This is a genomic window from Erwinia plantamica (genome assembly GCF_043420595.1).
In the GTDB taxonomy this organism is placed as follows: domain Bacteria; phylum Pseudomonadota; class Gammaproteobacteria; order Enterobacterales; family Enterobacteriaceae; genus Erwinia; species Erwinia aeris.
Window position 1 is genome coordinate 108138 of the sequence record NZ_JBGCUC010000004.1, and the last position, 23925, is coordinate 132062.

Sequence of the window (23925 nt, forward strand, 5' to 3'; positions counted from 1 at the left end):
ACTCAATTGAGGAACTGCGCCATGTCAGACAACCTTCCAGGCCTGATAAAACAGGGGGCCTGGCAACTGCTGGATCTGCGACATCATAGTGTCTTACTGCTGCTCGGCCTTGTGCTGATGGCTGTTATGCTGACCGGCTGCGATCGGCAAAAACAACAAAATCCACCCGCACCGCGTCCGGTTGAATGGATGACGATCGGCCCGCGCACGGCGCCTGCTCAGCAGACGCTGACCGGTGAAGTCCGCGCGCATGATGAAACCTCCCTGAGTTTCAGGCTGGAGGGCCGCATACTGACGCGCAGTGCCGACGTCGGGAGCCGGTTCAGCCAGGGCGACACGCTGGCCGTGCTGGACAGTCCGGCGGCGCTGAACCAGGTTATCAGCGCGCAGGCTGATGTCAGCAGCAGCCGGGCCGCAGAAAAAGTGGCGCTGCTTAATCTGCATCGAATGCGTCTTCTGATGCCGTCCGGTGCTATCGCTCGTGCTCAGCTGGATACGGCCACGGCTGACTGGCAGGCGGCGCTTTCGCGCACGCAAAGCAGCGAGGCGGCGCTGAAAAATGCGAAGGAAAACCTGCGCTGGACGGCCCTTACCGCGCCTGCCAGCGGCGTGGTAACGGGCGTCAGCGCATCAGCAGGGCAGGTTGTCAGCGCCGGGGAAACGGTATTTACCGTTGCCGCTGGCAATGGCCGCGACGTCGTGTTTGACGTTGCCAGTCCTGCAATGGTATCCCGCCAGCCCGGTGCCGTTTTTCACCTTGCACTGCTGCGGGATCCGACCGTAAGCGCGCTGGGACATCTGCGCGATATCAGTCCGCAGGCCGATCCGCAAACGCGAAGCTGGCGAGTGCGGGTCACGCTGGATAATCCACCGCCCGATATGGCGATGGGCGCCAGCGTCACGGTCACGCTGCCGGCCGCAGAAACGGCAGCTGAGGCGGTTATGGTGCTTCCGGCGTCGGCCCTGACGCGCCAGGCAGGCGATCCCGCCGTATTTGTACTGGATGCGGTTAACAACCGGGTCCGTCGGAGAGCCGTGCATATCGCAGGCTATTCGGCAGATTCCGTATTTATACGCGCCGGGATCGCGCCCGGGGAGCGGGTCGTTACGGCGGGCGTCAGAAGCCTGCGTGACGGCGAGCGCGTGGCCTGGAGCAAGGAGGATCAGGATGAAGCAGAGCTTTAACCTTTCCGCCTGGGCGCTGAAGCAGCAGCAGTTAATTGCCTTCCTGATGCTGCTCATTATGGCTGCGGGCATCATAAGCTATGAGCAGCTTTCGCGGACTGAAGATCCCGCATTTACCATCAAAACGGCGGTGGTTTCTGCCCAATGGCCGGGCGCGAACCTCAGCGATACGGTCAGGCTGGTGACCGACACGCTGGAGAAAAAACTGCAGGAGATCCCCCGGCTTGACTACGTCCAGAGCGAGACGCACGCCGGGCGCAGCGTTATCTTTATAAACCTTCGCGATGATACGCCCCCTGCGCAGGTTGCCGACATCTGGTATCAGGTACGTAAAAAAATGCAGGATGCCGCCCCTTCTTTACCGCAGGGCGTGCAGGGGCCTGCCGTCAACGATGATTTTGAAGACACCTTCGGCACTATTTACGGGTTTACCGCAGAGGGTTTTTCCATGCGGGAATTAAGAGATCGGGTGGACAACATTCGCCGGGATCTGATGAGCCTGCCGGACGTGGGTAAAATTCAGCTGCTGGGCGAGCAGGAAGAGCAGCTGGTGGTGGCCTTTTCACCGCGTAAGCTGTCATCGATGGGGCTGGATTTACAGCAGGTCGCTGAGGCGCTTCGCGCGCAGAACGTGGTAGAGCCAGCGGGTACCGTGCGTACGGCCGATGACACTATAGCGCTGCGAGTCAGCGGGGCTTTCAAAAACGAAGAGAGCCTGCGCACGGTGACGCTGCGGGTAAACGGACGCTATATCCCTCTTACAGCGATTGCCGCCGTCGTGCGCAGACCTACAGAGCCGCCTGCGCCGCTTTATCGCGTCAACGGACAGCCTGCGATCGGGCTCGCCGTCTCGATGGCGCAGACCGGGAATATGCTTGCTTTCGGCCAGGCGCTGCGCGCGCGCATGGCAGGCGAGGCCGAACGGCTGCCGCACGGTATTGAGATGACGCGTATTGCCGATCAGTCCGCCGTGGTGGATGAGGCCGTCAGCGGATTTATGCACGTGCTCGTAGAGGCAGTGATCATCGTGCTGGCCGTGTCTTTTGTTTCACTGGGCCTGCGTGCCGGCCTGGTGGTGGCGGCAGCAATCCCGCTGGTGCTGGCTATGACATTTATCTGTATGCACCTTGCCGGTATTGGGCTACAGCGGATCTCGCTCGGCGCGCTGATTATCGCCCTGGGGCTGCTGGTTGACGATGCAATGATAACGGTGGAAACCATGGTGGCCAGGCTTGAAGCCGGCGATTCACGCGCCAGCGCGGCAACCTATGCGTTCACCTCTACGGCGTTTCCGATGCTGACCGGTACGCTGGTCATGATTGCCGGTTTTATTCCGGTCGGCTTTGCCGCCTCAAGCGCGGGAGAATACTGCTATACCCTGTTTGCCGTGGTACTGATTGCGCTTATCAGCTCATGGATAGTGGCCGTGCTGTTTTCACCGTTGACCGGCAGCTGGCTGCTGCCGGGCACCCTGCAGAAACACGCCGCCGGTCCTGGTCGCCTCGGCGGGCTTTATCGCCGCCTGCTCGCCCGCGTTCTGCGATACCGGCTTCTGACGCTTGGCCTCGCGCTACTGGCGCTGCTGCTGGCAGGTGCGGGTATGACCCGGATGCAGGGCGAGTTTTTCCCGGCCTCGGATCGGCCCGAGCTTCTGGTCAGCCTGTCTTTGCCAGCGAATGCCTCTCAGGAGGCGACCCTACGTCAGACAGAGCGGCTGGAACAAGCCGTATCAGCCAGCCGCGACGTTGACCACTACTCGTCTTACGTCGGCACCGGAGCAGTGCGCTTTTATCTGCCGATGGACGTTTTACTTGATGATGAAAATACCGCTCAGCTGGTGGTGGTGGCCAAAAGCCTGGCGGCCAGAGAAAGACTGCGGCGCTATCTTGATGGCGTGCTTGCGCGGGATTTTAGCGACATCACCACGCGGGTTGCTCCTCTTGAGCTGGGGCCGCCCGTAGGCTGGCCCGTTCGCTACCGCGTCAGCGGGCCTGACTACCAGCAGGTCAGGGCGCAGGCAGAGCGACTGGCAGCAACGCTTGGCGCCTCTCCGCTGACGCGTGAGGTCAACCAGACGGTGGGCGAGCCTGAACGGGTTGTCACGCTGAAGGTGGATCAGTCGGCCGCGCGGGCAGCGGGCCTCTCTTCCGAGTTGATTGCCCGTTATCTGAACACGCTGTGGTCGGGAATGCTGATTACCACCGTGCGTGACGGGAACAGGCTGGTTGATGTCGTTCTCAAGGGCAACGATGAAGGGCGCCGTCTTGACAGCCTGTCCGGGCTGCTTCTGACAGCGCAAACGGGCGAGAAAATCCCGCTGGCGCAGGTGGCCACGCCGCAGTGGGGGCTTGAGGATCCCGTAATCTGGCGGCGTCAGCGCCTGCCGTTTATCACCGTGCAGACGGATCTTGCACCTGGCCTGCGCGCCGAAAGGGTATCGGCCGGGCTGAAGCCCGTTATTGACCGCTTCAGGGCCGGACTGCCGCTGGGTTACAGCCTCAGCGAGGACGGAGCCGTAGCCGAGTCCGACAAGGGCAACAGCTCTGTATTTGCTATTCTGCCAGTCACGCTGCTCTGTATGCTGGTGCTGCTGATGGTTCAGCTACAGCGCGTTTCCCGTATGCTTCTGGCGCTGCTGATGGCACCTTTTGGCCTGCCCGGAATCGTGCTGGCTATGCTGCCGACAGGCACGCCGATGGGCTTTGTGGCGCTGCTGGGCATCATTGCGCTTGCGGGCATGATTATCCGCAATGCGGTCATACTCATCACTGAGGCGGACAATAACCGGCGCTCAGGTATGCACTATAACGCCGCCATTCAGGCCGCTGCCTCTCACCGCGCCCGCCCAATCCTTCTGACGGCCAGCGCAGCCATCCTGGGCATGATCCCCATTTCCCGCCAGATTTTTTGGGGGCCAATGGCGCTGGCGATTATCGGCGGGCTGATCGTGGCGACGCTGGTGACGCTCACCGTTTTGCCGGCGGCCCTGAGTCTGGTGATGCAGACGGAAGCGCGCCGGGCCAGCCGGAAAAAATCTTCTGGCGCTGAAGCAGGATAGATAAAAGCTGGCCCTGTCCGGGCTTCTCTTTACGGACGGAGGCCAGCTTTCAGAACGGCGCTTTCCGGGAAACAGCGCTCTTCAGGGTCTGCAACTGACATCGGGTAATGCCCGAAACCCGATGGCGAATTTGGCTTATCGCAGCCTGTGCATGACGTACGCGCCACCGTTCAGGATCCTGATGCAGCTGAAGCCGGGCTTTTTGCCCGTTCGCTGTTCTTACCACTATGGCCGGGAGAAACGTCGACGACGGCATTCGCAGCGTTAGCGGGAAAGCGCAGCGTAAACCGATTGACGCCGTGCTCGCTGTTTACCTCACAGCTTCCCTGATGTAATCGCATAATGCTGCGCACGATAGACAATCCCAGCCCGCTGCTGCCCTGATGACGTGAGGTGTCAGCGCGCCAGAAACGGTCAAAAATGCGCGACTGGTACTCGGCACTCAGCACCGGGCCATTGTTTTCCACTACCAGTTCGATGGCGTGCGGCTGCGCCTTGCTATAGACGTGGATTGTGGTGTTACGCTCGCCATAGCTCAGCGCATTCGCTATCAGATTCGCCAGCGCGCGCTGCACCAGCAGCGGGTCGGCAGACAGTTCGCCATCCAGCCTTATCTCAAGCCGCATCGCCTTTTCTTCCGCCATATTGTCAAAATAGCTCTGCAATTTCTCACCAGGCTGCGCCAGATCGATGCGCTGAATAGCTATCGACTGGCTGGCATCCTCCGCCCTGGCAAGAAACAGCATGTTGTCGATCATCCTGGCGAGACGCTCCAGCTCTTCATAATTGGAGCCTAATAACGCCTGATAATCGCTGAGGCTGCGCGTCTGGCTCAGCGCCACTTCGGTCTGGCCGATCAGCGTACCGATCGGCGTGCGCAGCTCGTGCGCCATATCCGCAGCAACCTGGCTCAGCTGTTGGTAGCCGCCTTCAAGGCGACCGAGCATTTGGTTAAAAGCAGCGATAAGCGGCTGCAGTTCAGCCTGAGCCTGATCGGGCATGCGGCGTGATAAATGACGCACATCGATCGCGTTCGCCTCGGTTGTCAGGCGGCGGAGTGGGGATAAACCGCGCCGCACCAGCCAGACGCTTATGGCTGCCACCAGTAAGGCAGCCAGGGAAGTCGCCAGGATAATTTGATTACGGTAGCCGTGCAGCGTTTGCGTGCGATTGCTCATCAGGCGACCGGTGACGATCTCAATCTGTCCGCTGCCGTCGCGCGTGGGCGTGAGTGCCGACGCCGCGATAAAAGGCGTGCCGTCGTCGCTGGCAAAGTGATGAACGGACGACAGCGTCAGCGGCTGGTCAGCGGCGACAGGCGTAATAACGGGAAGAGGGCACCGGCCGGGATTGACCGCAATCAGCGGTGGCTGGCCGGGAAAACGCAGCACCAGTAAAGACTCGGTGTTACCCAGCATATTGGCAAACAAACGCGGCTTCTGCTGGATAAGCGTAATGGCATCTTCATCGCGTAACAGCGTGCGGATCTGATCGATACGCGTCAGCAATGCGCCATCGTCGCGTAGCCCAATTTGTATGGCCAGCGAGTGATAAAGCGCAAGGCCGATGAACGCAAAAATGACTATCACCGTGGCGCTTAACATAAGCGACAGACGCGTCGCGAGAGAATATTTTTTCACGGATCGGCTTCGCAGCGGTAGCCCACGCCGTGCACGGTGTGGATTAAAGGTGTGGAAAACGGACCGTCAATTTTCTGCCGGAGGCGTTTAACCGCCACGTCCACCACGTTGGTGTCGCTGTCAAAATTCATATCCCACACGCGGGAAGCAATCAGGGTGCGGGTCAGCACTTCGCCAGGATGCAGCAGAAACAGATGCAGCAGGTTGAACTCTTTGTTGGTCAGGTCGATTCGCTGACCGTCGCGCTCGACGCGGCGTTTAACAATATCGAGCTGCAAATCGGCCAGCGTCAGCACATCCGGCAGCTTTTGCAGGCTGCCGCGTCGCAGCTGCGTGCGGACGCGCGCCAGCAGCTCGGCGAACGAAAAGGGCTTGACCAGATAATCATCCGCGCCCAGCTCCAGTCCTTTAATACGGTCTTCCAACGTGCCTTTGGCCGTCAGGAAGATCACCGGCGTGTGGATCTGTTTATCGAGCGCCGTCATCACCTGCCAGCCATCCATACAGGGCATCATTACGTCGAGTAAAATCAAATCGTAATGATGCTCCTGCGCGTAAAACAGGCCGTCCTGGCCGTTTTCCGCCACGTCGACGATAAACCCCGCTTCCGTCAATCCTTTGCGCATGTATTCGCGTGCCTTGACTTCATCTTCAATCACTAAAATTTTCATGCGCTTCTCCCTGTGAACCCTGTTAAGGCAGTGCGTGCTGCGCGGCTTGCTCGATCAACCGCGCAACCTCATCAGGATGCGACTGATACACCGAGTGGCTGGCACCGGCAATTTCCACCGTATGGCTGTGTGCGCGTTTGGCGTACAGACGTTCCAGATCGGGGCTGATAATTTTGTCAGCTTTCGCCACCATGTACCAGCTGGGTCGCGTTTTCCATGCCGGATGGGGAATGTTGGCGGTGAACACTGCCGCGTTGGTCGGCATCTGCGCATGGGCTTCGAAATCGGCCTGGGCGGCAGGCAGGTCGGCAGCGAAATCGGCATGATAATATTCCGGGGCAATAGAGAGGTAGCCATCGCTCGATTTTACAAACGGATGCGCGCTATTGGGGATTTTTTTGCCGTTATCGGCTTCGGTTTCGCCATTTTCCGGCACGTGCGCGGCAATATACACAAGACCAGCCACTTTATTGTCGTTGCCCACTTCACTGATAATCGCGCCGCCGTAGCTGTGGCCCACTAAAATCACCGGGCCGTTTTGCCGATCGAGAACGCGACGCGTCGCCGCCACGTCTTGCGCAAAGCTGGTCAGCGGTTCCTGCACCAGCGTCACGTTATAACCATCATGCGTCAGCCGATCGTACACCGCACGCCAGCCCGCGCCGCCGACGAAAGCGCCGTGAACCAGCACAATATTCTTGACCGGCTGCGCCTGAGCCTGCGCCGTGCCGCCTGCGATTGCCACCAGCATACTCACTGCAAGAACAACTTTTTTCAGTTTCATGGCCGTGCTCCTGATTAGGAAAGTTCGTCTACAGGATAGGAAACCGGCGCTGACACCAGGGTGAGGGAGTGATGACAAAAAAATGACGCCGGAGGGAAGGGGATGTAGGTGATCTGGTACTGATTAACGGCGGAGGCAGATTCGCGCAAGGCTGAAATAGCGGTGACTTCTGACAGGCGTATGTTGCCGAAAGTTGTTGCGCTTATATAGCCTCGCGGGAAGCCGCATTTGCGGTGCGGCTCCCGTTAGCCTGCGGATAAAGACATAACGAGGTTTCTTTGTCTGCCTCCATGCGACCCTTGGCCAGGTGAGGACGACTATCACTCAAAGCGGCCCCTTGACTTGCACACCAACGACCATCCTATAGAATTATTAATGATTCCTTTTAAAGTACATCCGTCTGATTAATTTTCATTGAAATTTTTTCCGTATAACAATTACTTAGTTAATACGTATCAATTGTTTACATCTCATTAGAGGATAGCCAGCCATGACTGAGCCAACCGCATCCGATCAATTGAAAAATCAGGACTTTGATACTTTCAGGGCAACCGTATTACCCCATCTCGATCAACTTCTTGCAGATAATCCGCCTCCCCCAGGGCAGACTTTTGACAGGGATAAAGCGGTGCATGACATGTACGATCTGGTAAATGGCCGCTATGACATTGAATCAGCAGAACCCGCCGCCGCCGCAGAGTTGGAACTTGACTCTGCACCAAATAAGACGGGCGTTAGTGAATGCACTATGTGGGAAATTACCGTCATCTGTGACGTCCTGTCTGTTGGGCTACAGTATTGCGGCATAGCGGGAGCACCGGCTCAACGGGCGGCGGCACAGATTGCCAGTCAGTTGAATGCAGCGCAGCTAAATGGCTTGCAGCTGTTACTTCAGGCGTTCCGTAATGCGCAGGGCGCGCGCGCGACAGGTCAGGCGGTTTTCAACCTGCTCAGCGCTATCTGGAAATTGACGGGTATTCGACAATTTCTCGGCGCGCTTGAAACAAATTTCGCCTGGTATAACTGGGTCATTATGGGCACTGTTATTTCAGCGCAGCTGGCCGCGCTTTTCTTAAGCGATGGGTTAGCATTTGTGGCAGAAATAGTCATCATGGGGGCATTTCTTACGCAGCTGGGACTGGATGTGGATCATATGTGTGAAGCTTGCGCCTGGGATTGATATAAAGCTGACGATGACATGCGCGCTTTAATCAGGTGGTGATGACCACTAAAGCGGCTTATACAGCCAATAAAACGACCGCCAGTATTAACCGGCGGTTCATCCCATTTATAGCCCGCAGGTTCAAGCCCACGATCCATACCGCTATGCACTTAACAGAACTTTACGGCTCGGCCGCCGCTAAACCTGTACGTACAGCACATATAACAAGCTCCGTGCCGATGGATTTTCCGCCAGCCCTGAGCACGGGGTTCCAATTTTTACCCATAAAGAACAATAGCCTTCGCTATCTTGTTAATTGAACTACACTAAAAAAGCCCGCCAGGCGGGTTTTTTTATGTCAACAGGCAGTAAAGAAGCTGTCTGTTTAGCTATTTTGTAGACATAAAAGCCAAAAATAGCGGGCCTTGCTGATTAATTACTTGTTTTTAAAAGTATTAATGCAATGTTTTTGTTTTTTCGCTAAGCATCATCCAGGCTTAACGGAAATAGCGTTAGCTCTTATGAGCATGACCGTCGTCGCCCCGACGACGAAAAAAGGGCGAGCGGGCCACGACGGTCTCTTAATTCACTCGTTATGACGGGAAAACCAGTGACGGCAACTATAACCAACGCGAAAGAATCACTGAGTCAGGAAAGCGAGCTGCGGGCGCTGCGCGACGCGCTGCATCAGCGTCTTGACCAGCTCCTGCCCGCGGGTGGCGAACGCGACCGGGTTGGCGCGGCGATGCGTGAAGGCGCACTGGCGCCAGGCAAACGTATTCGTCCTTTGCTGCTGCTGTTGGCGGCATACGACCTGGGCTGCGACAAAAATCATCCGGGACTGCTCGATCTCGCCTGTGCGGTGGAGATGGTTCATGCCGCTTCGCTGATGCTGGACGATATTCCCTGTATGGATAACGCGGCGCTGCGGCGCGGACGGCCCACTATCCATCGTCAGTTCGGCCAGGACGTGGCGATCCTCGCGGCAGTTGCGCTGCTCAGCAACGCTTTTGGCGTGGTGGCTGGCGCCGAAGGGCTGTCGGATGCCTGTCGTGCCCAGGCCGTGGCGGAGCTTTCCGCCGCCGTGGGTCTGCAAGGGCTGGTGCAGGGACAGTTCCGCGATCTTAACGAAGGCGCGACGGCGCGCAGCGAAGAAGCAATAGCCGATACCAACGACCTGAAAACCAGCATGCTATTTAGCGCCACACTGCAAATAGCGGCGCTGGCGGCGGATGCAACGCCAGCCGTGCGCCAGAAGCTGGGCTGTTTCGCACGCGATCTGGGCCAGGCTTTTCAGCTGCTCGACGATCTGGCGGACGGCTGTAGCGGCACGGGAAAAGATATTAACAAGGACGCCGGAAAATCGACGCTGGTGGCGCTGCTGGGCGCCGAGGCGGTGCGCTCACGCCTGCACGAGCATCTGCACAGCGCCGATCAGCATCTCTCCGTCTGCCAGCACGGTCTGGCGACGCGGCGTTTTATGCATAGCTGGTTCAGCCAGCAGCTGGCGACCTTTAGCTAAGTATTCACAAACGGAGCGTGAATGAAGGACGCGAACCTTATACAGCGTAAGAACGATCATCTTGATATCGTACTCAACCCGGCTGCCGACGCCCGTAAAAGCCGCACCGGATTTGAACACTGGCACTTTGAGCACTGCGCGCTGCCCGAGCTGGATCTGGACAACATCGATCTCAGCACTACGCTGTTTGGCCGTCAGCTGCGCGCGCCGCTGCTGATCAGCTCGATGACCGGCGGCGCGGCCCGCGCCCGCGACATCAATCTTAATCTGGCTCGTACCGCGCAGACGCTGGGCCTGGCGATGGGCGTCGGCTCGCAGCGCGTGGCGCTGGAAAGCGACGTCAGCTTTGGCCTGACCAGCGAGCTGCGTGCGATAGCGCCGGATGTGCCGCTGTTGGCTAATCTTGGCGCGGCGCAGATCCACGGCCAGCGCGGGCTGGACTATGCCCGTCGCGCGGTGGATATGATCCAGGCGGATGCGCTGATCGTGCATCTTAACCCCTTGCAGGAAGCCCTACAGGAAGGCGGCGACCGCGACTGGCGCGGCGTGCTGGACGCCATCGCGCTGCTGGTAAAGCAGCTTGAGGTGCCGGTCGTGGTGAAAGAGGTCGGTGCAGGTATTTCACCCGCGGTGGCGCGCCGTCTGAGCGAGGCGGGCGTCGCGATGATTGACGTCGCGGGCGCTGGCGGCACCAGCTGGGCAGCGGTAGAGGCGGAAAGAGCGTCGCGCCCTGAAATGCGCGCCATGGCGATGGCGTTTGCCGACTGGGGCATTCCAACGGCCGACGCGCTGTGCAGCGTTCACGCCGCGCTGCCGACCCTGCCGCTGATCGCCTCCGGCGGTATCGCCAACGGTATCGACGTCGCAAAAGCGCTGGCGCTGGGCGCCGATCTGGTGGGGCAGGCAGCGGCGGTGCTCGCCAGCGCCAATGCCTCTTATGAGGCGACCGTCACGCACTTCCAGACCGTTATCGCCCAGCTCAGGATCGCCTGCTTCTGTACCGGCAGCGCCAGCCTGAGCGAACTGCGCCAGGCAAAGCTTTCCCGCAACAGGAGCGAAGCATGAGTCATTACGCCGTGGTTGCGCCGCCGCTGTACAGCCACTGGCAGGCTTTACAGGCGCTGGCGCAGGCGCTGATTGACCGGGGTCATCAGGTTACGTTTATTCATCAGGCGGAGGCGGGCGCGCTGCTCAACGATCCGCGCATCGCTTTTCAGCCCGTCGGTGAAGATTCCCATCCGCCCGGCAGCCTGGCCCGCACGCTCAGGCTGGCCGCTTCGCCTGCCGGCATGTCGCTGTTCGCGCTGATTAAAGATATGTCCCGCGCCACGGATATGCTGTGCCGCGAGCTGCCGCGCGTATTAAAGCAGCTGCGGGTCGACGGGCTGATCGTCGATCAGATGGAGGCGGCTGGCGGACTGGTAGCGGAAGGCATGGCGCTGCCTTTTGTTTCCGTCGCCTGCGCGCTGCCGGTCAACCGCGAGCCGGGCATTCCGCTGCCGGTAATGTCGTTTGGCTACGGCACCGACCAGCGGGCGCAAAAGCTGTTTCGCACCAGCCAGCGCATCTATGACTGGATGATGCGCAGCCACGGCCGCGTGATTGCGCGCCACGCCGAGCGCTTTGGCCTGGCGCCGCGCACGGGGCTGCATGAATGTCTGTCGCCGCTGGCGCAGATCAGCCAGACCGTGCCCGCGCTGGATTTTCCGCGCCACGCGCTGCCGGCGCATTTTTACCAGGTCGGGCCGCTGCGTCCGACCACCACGGAACGGCGCTTCTGGCCGTTGCTCTCTTCGCGCCCCTTTGTTTTCGCCTCGCTGGGCACGTTACAGGGGCACCGCTTCCGCCTGTTCAGGACCATCGCTCGCGCCTGCCGTCGTCTGCATGTCCAGCTGCTGATCGCCCACTGCGGCGGCCTGACGCCCGGCCAGGAGGCGGAGCTGGAAGCCTGCGGCGCCTACTGGGTAACGGATTTTGCCGATCAGCTGAGCGTGTTGCAGCAGGCGCAGGCGGTGATCACTCACGGCGGCCTGAATACCGTGGCGGACGCCGTCAGCAGCTCGACGCCGATCCTGGCGGTGCCTGTCGCTTTCGATCAGCCCGGCGTTGCGTCTCGCGTTGTCTGGAATGGTCTGGGCCGTCGCGTTTCCCGCTTCGCCAGCAGCAAAACGATGGCGAAACAGCTGGCCGCGCTGCTTCAGGACAAAGGCTGTCACAGCAGGATGAAAGAGGCGCAGCGCCAGCTAAGTCAGGCAGGCGGCGCGCAAAGGGCGGCGGATATCGTAGAACAGGCGCTGGGTTCGCGTTCGGAAAGGATTAAGGCGACAGGATGACGAAATGGGATGTAATTCTGGTGGGCGGCGGGCTGGCCAACGGGCTGATAGCCTTGCGGCTGCGCCAGCGGCAGCCAGGGCTGAAGGTGCTGATGCTGGAGGCGGACGAGCGCGCGGGCGGCAATCACACCTGGTCTTTTCATGAAGATGACTTAACGCCCGCGCAGCATGAATGGCTGCGTCCGCTGGTGGCGCACCGCTGGCAGGGCTACGAGGTGCGTTTTCCTCGCTACACGCGCACGCTGCCGGGCGACTACCTTAGCGTGACGGCGGAAAGCTTTGCGCAGGCGCTGGAAACGGCGCTGGGCGAAAATCTCTTAACGTCGTGCGAGGTAAGCGACATCACGCCGCACGGCGTCACGCTGGCGGACGGCAGCACGCTGCACGCCGCTGCGGTGATTGACGGGCGCGGCTATCAGCCCAGCCCCTGGCTGACGGTAGGGCTACAGGCCTTTCTGGGACAGGAATGGCGGCTGGCGGCGCCGCACGGGCTGACGCGGCCTGTGCTGATGGATGCCACCGTGGATCAGCAGCAGAGCTACCGTTTCGTCTATACGCTGCCGCTGTCGGCAGACACGCTGCTGATCGAGGACACACACTATCAGGACAGTACGGCGCTGGACGCCAACGAGGCGCGGCAGCGGATCGCCGACTATGCGCAGGATCAGGGCTGGACGCTGCAACATCTCCAGCGCGAAGAGCAGGGCGTGCTGCCGATCACGCTCCAGGGGCAGCCACGGGCTTTCCGTCAGGAACGGGAACAGCTTTGCAGCGGTCTGCGCGCGGGCCTCTTTCACGCCACTACCGGCTACTCGCTGCCGCTGGCGGCGACGCTGGCCGACCTGATTGCCGACAACGGCAGGCCGACGCACGAGCGGCTGCACCCGCTAATCGGGCAGTTTATGGCCCGGCAGTGGCGGCGTCAGCGCTTTTTTCGCATCCTCAACCGGATGCTGTTTCTGGCCGGACGGCCGGAGCGGCGTTGGCAGGTTATGCAGCGCTTCTATCAGTTAGACGATGGGCTGATCGCCAGATTTTACGCCGGTCGTCTCAAACCTTTAGATATGGCACGGATCCTTACAGGCAAGCCCCCGGTACCGGTCGGCGAGGCGTTGCTGGCCGTGTTAAAAAAATCTCCCCGGCTGCGAGCTTTCTGATGAAAAAAACACTTGTAATTGGCGCCGGTATTGGCGGCTTGGCTTTGGCTATCCGTTTACAGGCGGCGGGCGTGCCCGTGCTGCTGCTGGAAGCGCGTGATAAGCCCGGCGGCCGCGCTTATGTTTACGAAGATCAAGGATTTACTTTTGACGCCGGGCCAACGGTAATCACCGATCCTTCGGCGATTGAAGAGCTGTTTACGCTGGCCGGACGGCGCACCGCAGACTTTATCGATATGCTGCCGGTCAAGCCTTTTTACCGCCTCTGCTGGGAGTCGGGCGAGGTGATGGATTACGACAACGATCAGCAGCAGCTGGAAGAGGCGATCGCACGGTTCAATCCGGATGACGTAGAAGGCTATCGCCGCTTTCATGCCTACTCGCGCGAGGTCTTCAAAGAAGGCTACCTTAAGCTCGGCAGCGTGCCTTTTCTCTCGGTCGGCGACATGGTTAAAGTCTCGCCGCAGCTAATCCGCTTACAGGCGTGGCGCAGCGTTTACAGCATGGTGTCGAAGTTTATTAAAAACGAACATCTGCGCCAGGCGTTCTCTTTTCACTCGCTGCTGGTGGGCGGCAATCCTTTTGCGGCCTCGTCCATTTATACGCTGATCCACGCGCTGGAGCGCGAATGGGGCGTCTGGTTTGCGCGCGGCGGCACCGGCGCGATGATCCAGGGCCTGACCCGACTTTTTTGCGAGCTGGGCGGTCAACTTGAACTGAACACGCCGGTTAAAAAGCTGGAAACGGAAGGCGACCATATTACGGCGGCGATCACCGCCGACGGTCGACGGATTGAAGTCGCGGCCGTCGCTTCCAATGCCGATGTGGTGCAAACCTACGCCAAACTGCTTGGTCATCATCCTCATGGCGCTGCGCAGGCCGCCGCGCTGAAGAAAAAAAGTATGAGCAACTCGCTGTTTGTGATCTATTTTGGCCTGAACAATCCGCACAGCCAGCTGGCGCACCATACGGTCTGCTTCGGGCCGCGCTACAAAGAGCTGATTGAGGAGATTTTCCATCATGACAGGCTGGCGGATGACTTCTCTCTTTACCTGCACTCGCCGTGCGTAACCGATCCCTCGCTGGCGCCGCCGGGCTGCGGCAGCTTCTATGTGCTGGCGCCGGTGCCTAACTTAGGAACGGCGAACCTGGACTGGGACGTGGAGGGGCCGCGCCTGCGCGATCGCATCTTCGCCTATCTGGAGGAGCACTACATGCCGGGCCTGCGCGAGCAGCTGGTGACGCAGCGCATCTTCACACCGTTTGATTTCCGCGACCAGCTGGACGCGCATCTGGGCTCCGCCTTCTCCGTAGAGCCGCTGCTGACGCAGAGCGCCTGGTTCCGGCCGCACAATCGCGACAGCAAAATCGATAACCTCTATGTGGTCGGCGCGGGCACCCATCCCGGCGCGGGCATTCCCGGCGTGATCGCTTCTGCGAAAGTGACCGCCAGCCTGATGCTGGAGGACAGGGCACGATGAATGAGGCGCTGCTCAGCCATGCCACGGAAACCATGGCGGCGGGATCGAAAAGCTTCGACACCGCCGCCAAACTGTTCGATCCGGCCACCCGGCGTAGCGCGCTGATGCTTTACGCGTGGTGCCGCCACTGCGACGACGTGATCGACGATCAGCAGCTGGGCTTTCAGGCCACCGCCGCGCAAAGCACGCCGCTGCAAAGGCTGGAAACGCTGAAGGCGTTAACGCTGCGCGCCTGCGCGGGCGAGCCGATGAGCGATCCCGCTTTCGCCGCGTTTCAGGAGGTGGCGCTGGCCCATGCCATTCCGCAGCAGCAGGCGTTCGATCATCTGGAAGGCTACGCCATGGACGTGCGTGGCGATCTTTACCCCACGCTGGACGATACGCTGCGCTACTGCTATCACGTAGCGGGCGTGGTCGGCCTGATGATGGCGCGAGTGATGGGCGTGCGTGATGAAGCGGTGCTGGATCGGGCCTGCGATCTGGGGCTGGCTTTTCAGCTGACCAATATCGCCCGCGATATCGTTGAGGACGCCGGAAACGGCCGCTGCTATCTGCCAATTAACTGGCTGGCTGAAGAAGGACTCACGCTGGAAAACTATGCGCAACCGGCCAGTCGCGACCGGCTGGCGAAAGTGGCGCAGCGGCTGGTGGCGGCGGCTGAACCTTACTATGCGTCGGCCGAGGCGGGCCTGGCCGGTTTGCCGCTGCGCTCCGCCTGGGCTATCGCCACCGCGCGCGGCGTCTATCGGGAAATTGGCGTGAAGGTCGATCGCGCCGGCAGCAAAGCCTGGGATCGCCGCCAGGGCACCAGCAAGGCGGAAAAGCTGGGCCTGCTGGCGGGCGGGGCGGTCAGGGCGCTGGCTTCTCGCGGGAAGCAGGCTGCGCCGCCTCGTTCTGCGGCCCTGTGGCAGCGTCCCGGCGGCGGCGGCGACCGTGCCGCTGGCGCAGCGTAGCCTGAAGTTTATCTACCGGCGGCGCATAGAGAAAACCGAAAGAGACGCAGCCTTCCCGGCCGCGCACCGCGTGATGCAGACGATGCGCCATATACAGGCGTTTCAGATAGCCACGGCGGGGCACGTAGCGGAAAGGCCAGCGCTGGTGCACCAGACCGTCGTGCACCATAAAATAGAGCAGGCCATAGGCGGTCATGCCTGCGCCGATCCATTGCAGCGGCCAGTAGCCGATGCTGCCCAGATAGATCAGCACGATAGAGAGCACGGCGAACACCACGGCGTACAGATCGTTTACTTCAAACCAGCCCTTGCGCGGCTCGTGGTGGGAAAGGTGCCAGCCCCAGCCCCAGCCGTGCATAATATATTTGTGCGCCAGCGCCGCGATAATCTCCATCGCGGCGATAGTCGCCAGCACAATCAATGTGTTGTACAGCCACAACATAGTTTTTTCCATCCGGTATCAGGTGGGTTAAGCGTAGTTCAGCGCTATTACTCCTGCACGGCTTCTAACATCTTCACCATCGCCCGCAGATTGGCGGAGCCGCTGCCTTTGCGCCACACCAGCCAGATCGCCAGCTCGCCCATGCTGTCGCTCAGCGGCCAGGCGCTGACGCTGTCTCTGCCGGGCATACTCTCCAGCATACTTTTCGGGATCAGCGCCAGCCCGGCGCCCGCGCTGACGCAGGCCAGAATGCCGTGATAGGACTCCATCTCGAAAATCTTGCCGGGCGACGCGTTTTCACGGGCGAACCAGTTCTCGAACAGACGGCGATAGGAGCAGTTGGCGCGGAAAGCGTAAATAGTGGCGCCTGAAATTTCCCTGGCGCAGGTGACCGGCGGATGGTTCAGCGAAGAGATCAGCACCATCTCCTCGTTAAAAACCGGGATGCCTTCCAGCTGCGGATGCTTCGGCGGCCCGTCGATAAATACCGCGCTGAACTCGCCCGCCAGCAGCCCGTCGGTCATCGCGCCGGACGGCCCGGTAGAGAGATCCAGCTCTACCTCCGGCCAGGCCTGATGATAGCGGGCAATCAGCGGCGGCAGCCGCACCGCGGCGGTGCTCTCAATCGCGCCAAGGGTAAAGACGCCGGCAGGATGCTGGCTGGAAACCTGAAGGCGCGCCTCCTCAGTCAGTGCCAGGATGCGGTTGGCGTAATCCAGCAGCGTGCGGCCCGCGTCGGTAATATGCAGGCGCAGTTTTTCGCGGCTGAACAGCGCCGTGCCCAGCTCGTCCTCCAGCTGGCGCAGGCGGGTAGAAATATTAGAAGGAACGCGGTGCAGTTTACCCGCTGCCGCCGTCACGCTGCCTTCTTCCGCGATGGCGCGGAACACTTCCAGCTGGGTCAGATCCATAAACATTCTCATTTTGAGCAGGATATTTTCATTATTATTCATTTTTCAGGAAGGATGCGCAAGGCTAAGATAGCGTCACTATCACCAACCGGCCTGAGAGGCCGACGGAGGATCTTATGACGACTTCATCAGCAGTTCAGGCGGGCGCCGTATCCCGTAACCCTTTTACCGGCGACATCATTCGCCAGACGCCTTTCGCTACCGCCGCCGAGGTGGAAACCGCGCTGGCGCAGGCCCACGGCGCGTTTCAGCACTGGCGTCACAGCGAGGTGGCGGAACGCAGCCAGCTGTTGCTGAACATGGCGGCCAGCCTGCGTAAACATGCCCGCGCGCTGGCGGAAATGATGACCGACGAAATGGGCAAGCCGATTACCCAGAGCCTGGCCGAAGTGGAAAAATGCGCGCGCCTGTGCGAATGGTATGCGGAACAGGGGCCAACAATCCTGGCGCCGGAAGCCACGCTGGTTGAAAACGAAAAAGCGCACGTCAACTATCTGCCGATTGGCCCGATCCTGGCCGTGATGCCGTGGAACTTCCCGGTATGGCAGGTGCTGCGCGGCGCGGTGCCGATTATTATGGCAGGCAACAGCTACCTGCTGAAACCGGCCCCAAGCATTATGGGCAGCGCGCTGCTGCTGCAATCCGTGCTGGCGGAAGCGGGCGTGCAGCAGGGACTGTTTAGCGTCCTGAATGCCGATAACGACGCCGTCGCTACTATTATCAAAGACTCACGCATCGCGGCCGTGACCCTGACCGGCAGCGTGCGCGCAGGCGCGGCTATTGCGGCGCTGGCGGGCGCGGCGGTGAAGAAAAGCGTGCTGGAGCTGGGCGGTTCCGATGCCTTTATCGTGCTGGCCGACGCCGATATCGATGCGGCGGTGAAAGGCGCGGTGGCGGGTCGCTTTATGAACGGCGGCCAGGTCTGTATGGCTGCTAAGCGGATTATCGTGGAGGAGGCCGTTTTTGCCGAGTTCCGCGAAAAATTCGTGGCGGCGGTAAAAGAGCTGGTGGTGGGCGATCCGCGTGACGAGGCGACCTATATCGGCCCGATGGCCCGTTTCGATCTGCGCGACGAGCTGGATTCTCAGGTTCAGGCTACCATCGCCGAAGGCGCGGAGTGCCTGCTGGGTGGCCACGTGATGCAGGGCAAGGCGAACTTCTATGCGCCTACCGTGCTGAGCAACGTCAAACCCGGCATGACCAGCTTTAAGCAGGAGCTGTTTGGCCCGGTTGCTTCGCTGATTGTGGCGAAGGACGCGGACGACGCGATTGCGCTGGCTAACGACTCCGAGTTCGGCCTGGGCGGCAGCCTGTGGAGCCGCGACGTGGCGAAAGCCCGCAGGCTGGCCGCGAAGGTGGAAACCGGCGGCATGTTTATCAATACGCCGAGCTTCTCCGACCCGCGCGTGCCGATTGGCGGCGTTAAGCACAGCGGCTACGGTCGCGAGCTGTCCCACTTTGGTATTCGGGAATTTACCAACGCGCAGACCGTCTGGGCAGAATCCTGATTGGATCCTTTGGGCAGGACGCTGAGCTGTCCGTCTGCGCAGGCGCCTGATTTGACCCTTTGGGCTGCATCCTGAGCCGATCGTCTGCGCAGGCGCCTGATCTAAGGCGTTTTCCCGCTCTTAAGCCATTGCTCAACCCCTTCCGCCGGAAGGGGTTTACTGCAAAAGTAGCCCTGAATTTCATCACAGCCGAATCCGCGCAGCATCAGCAGCGTTTCCTCATCCTCCACGCCCTCCGCCAGCACAATATAGTTCAGCTCCTTAAGCATGGTTATCACGTGGCGCGCCACAATCTGGCTGCCGCCGTCGGCAGCAAGCGGCGCGATCAGCGAACGATCCAGCTTGATGACGTCCATTGGAATGCGCTTCAGATAGTTAATATTGCTGTAGCCGCTGCCGAAATCGTCCAGTGCCAGCGTGAAGCCGCGCAGCTTGAGCTGATTCAGGCCGCGCATCGCATCCGGGCTTTCCAGCAGCTTTTCCGTTTCCAGGCACTCGATACTCAGCAAATCGCTGGAGAGGCCCGCCCGCAGCAGCATCCTTTCCAGCCAGTCGGCAAAGCCTTCACGGGCCAGATCGCTGACGCTGACGTTGACCGACACGGGCAGGTTAATGCCTTTTGCCCGCCAGAGCTTAAGCTGCGCCAGCACGCTGACGATCACCCAGTCGGTGACGCCAGCCATCAGGTTGGTTTGCTCCGCCAGCGGCAGAAACTGTAACGGCGGCAGGTTGCCGAGGCGGGGATGCTGCCAGCGCAGCAGCGCCTCCATGCCTACCGGCAGGCCGCTGTGCAACGAGATCTGCGGCTGATAAACCAGATAAAGCCCGCCTTCGCTGCGCAGCGCTTCCGCCAGATCGTGCAGCAGCAGAAAATCCAGCTTGCGGCGGTTATCGCTCTCCAGATCGAAAGCGGCGTAGGGCAGGCCCTGGCCGATAGCCTCATGCAGCGCGCTGACGCCGCGCCGCAGCGCTTCAACCGGCGGGCAGAGCGCAGGCGCAAAAGAGACTTCGCCCAGGTGAAGAGTCAGATCGATAGCAATCTCTTCGCCTATACGCGCGCGTACCTGACCCAGCTTTTCGCTCAGCTGTTTTGGCCAGCCGGACGTTTTACCGGCGGAAAGCAGCGCAAACCGGCCTTTCGACACGGTATAAAGCCGGTCATCGTCTCTGAGCTGCAGGCGCGTACGCAGCAGGGCGGCGATGTTTTGCAGCAGAGCTTCCAGCGCATACATCCCCAGCGCGCGGGCGATGTCGTAGGCGCGTGCCATATCAATGCAGTCAATCAGTACCAGGCTGTAGGGCTGAATAATGCCGCCATCCTCCAGCTGCTCCAAATCACGCAGCAGGCTCTGACGATTGGGCAAAAGAGTGACAACGTCACGCAGGCTGGTGTGATACCAGGCGTCCAGCCAGGCGGTCATGATCTCCGCCAGCAGCTCCAGCAGCTTCACCTGTTCCTCAGTGAAAATATGCGGCAGCACGTCCGTAACACACAGGGTGCCGACAATGGCGCCGTCGCGCATTTTCAGCGGCGCGCCCGCGTAAAAACGGATATAGGGCGAGTCCTTGATCAGCGGGTGCGCCTTAAACCGTTCGTCCAGATGGGTGTCGGGACAGACCATGACTTCGCCGCTGGCGAGCGTGTGCCGACAGAGCGCGTCTTCCAGCGAGCTTTGCTGTAGCGAGAAATTCCGCGCCGCCTTAATGTATTGCTGGTGCTCGTTCATAATCGACACGAAGCTACCGGGAATATTCAGCAGCTCGCTGGTGAGCCGGGTGAACTTGCTGAGAATTTCATCCCGTCCCGCGTCGTCTGCTGTCAGCATCTCTAACGCCAGCTGGTAGCGGGTTTCGCCTTGAGGAGTCGGCATTCTGGTGTTCCTGAAACGATTCAAAATGGATGTATGCCGCTTTTCAGGCCAGGCTTAAGGTCTGGTCGCATACAAGCGGCTTTTTATTTTTATCTGACTTTGGTGATGCTATGTCCGATACTGCTGAAACTCTGCCGTCGCAGGAGCGCATTGTGCTCTATGACGGCGTGTGCAAACTCTGTAACGGCTGGGTCAATTTTCTGCTGCGCTATGACAGGCGCCGCACCGTACGCCTGGCCGCGGTTCAGACTGAAAAAGGCAAATCCCTGCTGAAAGCCGCCGGTATGTCGCCTGACGAAATCAATACCATTGTGCTGCTTGAACGGGGGCAGGTTTATCTGCGCGCCGACGCTATTTTCCGCGTTATGCTTGGGCTGCCGTGGCCGTGGCGAGCGCTTTCGGTACTGCGCTTCTGTCCAAAGTTCATCAGCGACCGCTGCTACAATCTGATCGCACAAAACCGTTATCGGCTGTTTGGCCGATTTAATGAGCGACAAAAACCGCCGGCGGACTATCCGGGCCGGTTTATCGACAGGTAACAAACACTACTGGCTTTCGTTGTGCGGCAGGTTATGCTGGAAAATCAACGTAGTTATTGCCTGAGGTGAAAATTGTCCGTGCGATTAAATGAATTTCAACAGCCGGTTGGTGAACCGCTTCCCGAATGGACGCCGCGCCCTTTGCCTGAACGTATGGCGCTGGCGGGGCGCTTCTGCGTGCTGGAGCCGCTGGAAAGCGCCCGTCACTATGAGGATCTGCTGGCCGCGTGGCGCAGCGCCGAAGACGATCGGGACTGGACTTATTTGCCTGCCGGCCCTTTTAACGCGGAGGAGCTTCGCGACTATCTTGCCCGGGCCGAAGCCAGCCGCGATCCGCTGCATTTCGCCGTAATCGATCGACAAAGCGGCCGCGCGGTCGGCACGCTGGCGCTGATGAGAATTGAGCCAGCGCACGGCGTGATGGAGGTGGGATACGTGACCTTTTCGCCCGCGTTGAAGCGCACGCCGCTCTCTACCGAAAGCCATTTTCTGTTGATGCGTTACGCCTTCGATCGGCTGGGCTATCGTCGATACGAATGGAAGTGCGACAGCCTCAACGCGCCTTCGCGGCGGGCAGCGGAGCGCCTCGGCTTTCGCTATGAAGGGCTGTTCCGTCAGGCCATCGTCTATAAGGGTCGCAGCCGCGATACCGCCTGGTTTTCCATTATTGATAAAGAATGGCCCGCGCTGCGCGAAGCCTTTGAGCGTTGGCTGGACGTCAGCAATTTTGACGCGGCAGGCGTGCAGCGGCATTCGCTGGCCGATTTACGCCAGCAGCGGGCATAATCCTAATTTTCTTCATATTATTAAACAAGAAGTCATTAACTTTACTAACCTTTTACAGTCTGCGCTGCCGCATTGCTTTCGGGCCGCGCGCATTTTCCCTGTTTAAGGAGCCGGTAAATGACTTCCCAGGTAACATCCCGCCATTCGACTTTTGCGGTGGCCGTTTATTCGCTGTTTCATCCTGTCCCGCTCGGCTTTTTTGTGGCGGGCTGGATCTTCGACATTATTTATCTCTACAGTACCGAAATCTTCTGGACGCAGGCGGCGAGCTGGCTGATCGCTATCGGGTTGATAATCGCGATTATTCCTCGCCTGATTAACCTTGTGCAGGTTTGGGTAGGCGTCTCTTATCCGCAGGGATCGGCGATAAAAGTGCATTTTTGGGCTTATCTGCTGGCTATTATCCTGGAAATCTTTAACGCGTTTATACACAGCCGCGACGCGTGGGCCGTAGTGCCTGCCGGCGTTATTCTCTCCACCCTGGCGGTGGTTCTGATGTTGTTCGCCAACGTGCAGCTCGCCGTGCGCGATCGCACCGCTTAAGGAGGAGTTATGAAAACGTCAACCACACTCTCACTGCTGGCCGTATCGGTTTCGCTGCTGCTCGCCGGCTGTGACGACGGCGCTAAAATCGATCCTGCAAAGCAAACCGGTGCAAATCCGGAGCTGCCGACGGCAAAAAACTTCCTTGTCCCGCCCATGAAGGTCCCGAACGGTACGTCATGGAAGGAGGGTGAAAAGCCCAAAGTCGCGGATGGCCTGAAGATAGAGAAAGTTGCGGACGGTTTTCAGCATCCGCGCCAGCTCTACACGTTGCCAAACGGCGATATCCTGGTGGTGGAAGGCAGCGCTCCGGCAGCGCCGACCAGCCAGCCGAAGCAGCTGGTGACCGGTCTGGTTCAAAAGGCCTCCGGCAAGGGCGGCGCCGGCGGCAATCGCATTACGCTGCTGCGCAGCAGCGACGGCAAAAGCTGGCAAAAATATCCTTTCCTGGAAAACCTGCGTTCGCCGTTTGGCGTGCAGCTGATCGGCGACACGCTGTATGTGGCGAATGCCGACTCGCTGATGAAATATCGGTATGAGAGCGGCGCGACGAAGATTACCGATCCCGGCACCGAGCTGACCGAGCTGCCGGGCGGGCCTATTAACCATCACTGGACCAAGTCGCTGCTGGCCAGCCCGGACGGCAGCAAACTCTATGTTGGCGTCGGCTCCAACAGTAATATCACTGAAAACGGCATCGGCGCGGAGTATCGTCGGGCCGACATCCTGGAAGTCGATGCGGCTAGCGGCGCCAGCCGGATCTACGCCAGCGGGCTGCGCAACCCCACCGGGATGCAGTGGGAGCCGCAAACCGGCAAGCTGTGGGCCATCGTTAACGAGCGCGATGAAATCGGTGCCGATCTGGTGCCGGACTACCTGACTTCGGTACAGGAAGGTGGCTTTTACGGCTGGCCTTACAGCTATTTCGGCCAGCACGTGGACGAACGCGTGCAGCCGCCGCGCCCGGATCTGGTGAAAAAAGCGATTAAGCCTGACTATGCGCTCAGCTCGCACGTGGCGCCGCTGGGACTGTGGTTCTATACCGGCACCAACCTGCCGGAGAAATACCGTGGCGGCGCTTTTGTCAGCGAGCACGGCAGCTGGAACCGCAAGCCGCTGAACGGCTATCAGGTGGTGTGGGTCGCCTTCCGCAACGGTATGCCGCAGGGTCAGCCAGAGCCGGTGGTCACCGGCTTCCTCACTGACGATCAAAAATCGGTTCGCGGCCTGCCGGTAGGCCTGACCATGGATAAACAGGGCGGCCTGATGATTGCCGACGATGCCGGAAACGTGGTCTGGCGCGTCACCGGCGCGACTGCGCCTTAACTTTATTATCAACCTCTGCCGCCGTGGTGGCGCTGTAAAAACGGCGGCGCGTC

General features: G+C 60.0%; 20 protein-coding genes. 14 read left to right on the forward strand and 6 right to left on the reverse strand.

Features of this window, described 5'->3' with window-relative positions:
• Positions 1-21: 21 nt before the first annotated feature.
• Both AB3U87_RS05220 and AB3U87_RS05225 read left to right on the forward strand, forming a co-directional pair.
• Complete coding sequence (locus tag AB3U87_RS05220) at positions 22-1185, forward strand: efflux RND transporter periplasmic adaptor subunit (protein WP_301729584.1); 1164 nt, start codon at positions 22-24, stop codon at positions 1183-1185.
• The gene (locus tag AB3U87_RS05225) at positions 1169-4243 is read left to right on the forward strand and encodes an efflux RND transporter permease subunit (protein WP_394148634.1); all 3075 of its coding nucleotides are present in this window, start codon (positions 1169-1171) and stop codon (positions 4241-4243) included. Before AB3U87_RS05220 ends, AB3U87_RS05225 begins: the two co-directional genes overlap by 17 nt.
• Before the next feature lie 170 nt (positions 4244-4413).
• On the opposite strand, the gene AB3U87_RS05230 is transcribed toward AB3U87_RS05225, so the two are convergent.
• From AB3U87_RS05230 to AB3U87_RS05240, 3 genes are read right to left on the reverse strand one after another with little or no spacing between them, the layout of a single operon-like run.
• A complete protein-coding gene (locus AB3U87_RS05230) occupies positions 4414-5883 on the reverse strand; it encodes a heavy metal sensor histidine kinase (protein ID WP_394148635.1) in 1470 nt (489 codons plus the stop codon).
• Positions 5880-6554, reverse strand: coding sequence for a heavy metal response regulator transcription factor (locus AB3U87_RS05235; RefSeq protein ID WP_394148637.1), 675 nt, complete (start codon positions 6552-6554; stop codon positions 5880-5882). The genes AB3U87_RS05230 and AB3U87_RS05235 overlap by 4 nt, the downstream gene beginning before the upstream one ends.
• 22 nt (positions 6555-6576) lie before the next feature.
• Positions 6577-7338 (reverse strand): alpha/beta fold hydrolase, encoded by a 762-nt coding sequence (locus AB3U87_RS05240; protein WP_394148639.1) that lies wholly within the window; start codon positions 7336-7338, stop codon positions 6577-6579.
• 490 nt (positions 7339-7828) lie between these two features.
• On the opposite strand from AB3U87_RS05240, the gene AB3U87_RS05245 reads away from it, so the two are divergent.
• From AB3U87_RS05245 to crtB, 7 genes are all read left to right on the forward strand, one after another.
• On the forward strand, positions 7829-8518 hold the full coding sequence (locus AB3U87_RS05245; RefSeq protein ID WP_301250886.1) for a hypothetical protein: 690 nt from the start codon (positions 7829-7831) through the stop codon (positions 8516-8518).
• A 592-nt stretch (positions 8519-9110) separates the two neighbouring features.
• Positions 9111-10022 (forward strand): polyprenyl synthetase family protein, encoded by a 912-nt coding sequence (locus AB3U87_RS05250; RefSeq protein ID WP_253454280.1) that lies wholly within the window; start codon positions 9111-9113, stop codon positions 10020-10022.
• A 21-nt stretch (positions 10023-10043) separates the two neighbouring features.
• Positions 10044-11087, forward strand: coding sequence for a type 2 isopentenyl-diphosphate Delta-isomerase (gene fni / locus AB3U87_RS05255; RefSeq protein ID WP_301250884.1), 1044 nt, complete (start codon positions 10044-10046; stop codon positions 11085-11087).
• Positions 11084-12355 (forward strand): glycosyltransferase, encoded by a 1272-nt coding sequence (locus AB3U87_RS05260; RefSeq protein ID WP_394148640.1) that lies wholly within the window; start codon positions 11084-11086, stop codon positions 12353-12355. The genes fni and AB3U87_RS05260 overlap by 4 nt, the downstream gene beginning before the upstream one ends.
• Entirely contained in the window at positions 12352-13512 is a 1161-nt protein-coding gene (gene crtY, locus AB3U87_RS05265; protein ID WP_394148641.1) for a lycopene beta-cyclase CrtY, read from the forward strand. The genes AB3U87_RS05260 and crtY overlap by 4 nt, the downstream gene beginning before the upstream one ends.
• Positions 13512-14993: a phytoene desaturase gene (locus AB3U87_RS05270; RefSeq protein WP_125290013.1), complete on the forward strand. Its 1482-nt coding sequence runs from the start codon at positions 13512-13514 to the stop codon at positions 14991-14993. The genes crtY and AB3U87_RS05270 overlap by 1 nt, the downstream gene beginning before the upstream one ends.
• Positions 14990-15946, forward strand: coding sequence for a 15-cis-phytoene synthase CrtB (gene crtB / locus AB3U87_RS05275; protein ID WP_301729578.1), 957 nt, complete (start codon positions 14990-14992; stop codon positions 15944-15946). The genes AB3U87_RS05270 and crtB overlap by 4 nt, the downstream gene beginning before the upstream one ends.
• Here crtB and AB3U87_RS05280 read toward each other — a convergent pair.
• Both AB3U87_RS05280 and ptrR read right to left on the reverse strand, forming a co-directional pair.
• The gene (locus tag AB3U87_RS05280; protein ID WP_253454274.1) at positions 15843-16388 is read right to left on the reverse strand and encodes a sterol desaturase family protein; all 546 of its coding nucleotides are present in this window, start codon (positions 16386-16388) and stop codon (positions 15843-15845) included. The genes crtB and AB3U87_RS05280 overlap by 104 nt on opposite strands.
• Before the next feature lie 47 nt (positions 16389-16435).
• Positions 16436-17299 carry a putrescine utilization regulator PtrR gene (gene ptrR / locus AB3U87_RS05285; protein ID WP_253454273.1) on the reverse strand — a complete coding sequence of 288 codons (864 nt, stop codon included), beginning with the start codon at positions 17297-17299 and terminating at the stop codon, positions 16436-16438.
• A 116-nt stretch (positions 17300-17415) separates the two neighbouring features.
• On the opposite strand from ptrR, the gene AB3U87_RS05290 reads away from it, so the two are divergent.
• Positions 17416-18807 carry an NAD-dependent succinate-semialdehyde dehydrogenase gene (locus tag AB3U87_RS05290; RefSeq protein WP_394148645.1) on the forward strand — a complete coding sequence of 464 codons (1392 nt, stop codon included), beginning with the start codon at positions 17416-17418 and terminating at the stop codon, positions 18805-18807.
• A 101-nt stretch (positions 18808-18908) separates the two neighbouring features.
• Here AB3U87_RS05290 and AB3U87_RS05295 read toward each other — a convergent pair whose 3' ends face one another.
• Positions 18909-20678, reverse strand: a complete 1770-nt coding sequence (locus tag AB3U87_RS05295; protein WP_253454271.1) for a sensor domain-containing diguanylate cyclase — start codon at positions 20676-20678, stop codon at positions 18909-18911.
• 110 nt (positions 20679-20788) lie between these two features.
• Between AB3U87_RS05295 and AB3U87_RS05300 the strand changes: the two genes are divergently transcribed.
• The 4 genes from AB3U87_RS05300 to AB3U87_RS05315 all read left to right on the forward strand — a co-directional run bounded on the left by AB3U87_RS05300 (position 20789) and on the right by AB3U87_RS05315 (position 23872).
• Positions 20789-21217 carry a thiol-disulfide oxidoreductase DCC family protein gene (locus AB3U87_RS05300; RefSeq protein ID WP_253454270.1) on the forward strand — a complete coding sequence of 143 codons (429 nt, stop codon included), beginning with the start codon at positions 20789-20791 and terminating at the stop codon, positions 21215-21217.
• Positions 21218-21289: 72 nt separating this feature from the next.
• Positions 21290-22003, forward strand: coding sequence for a GNAT family N-acetyltransferase (locus AB3U87_RS05305; RefSeq protein ID WP_301729575.1), 714 nt, complete (start codon positions 21290-21292; stop codon positions 22001-22003).
• A gap of 117 nt (positions 22004-22120) precedes the next feature.
• Positions 22121-22546, forward strand: a complete 426-nt coding sequence (locus AB3U87_RS05310; protein ID WP_253454268.1) for a DUF2231 domain-containing protein — start codon at positions 22121-22123, stop codon at positions 22544-22546.
• Positions 22547-22555: 9 nt separating this feature from the next.
• On the forward strand, positions 22556-23872 hold the full coding sequence (locus tag AB3U87_RS05315; RefSeq protein ID WP_394148646.1) for a PQQ-dependent sugar dehydrogenase: 1317 nt from the start codon (positions 22556-22558) through the stop codon (positions 23870-23872).
• Positions 23873-23925: the final 53 nt, after the last annotated feature.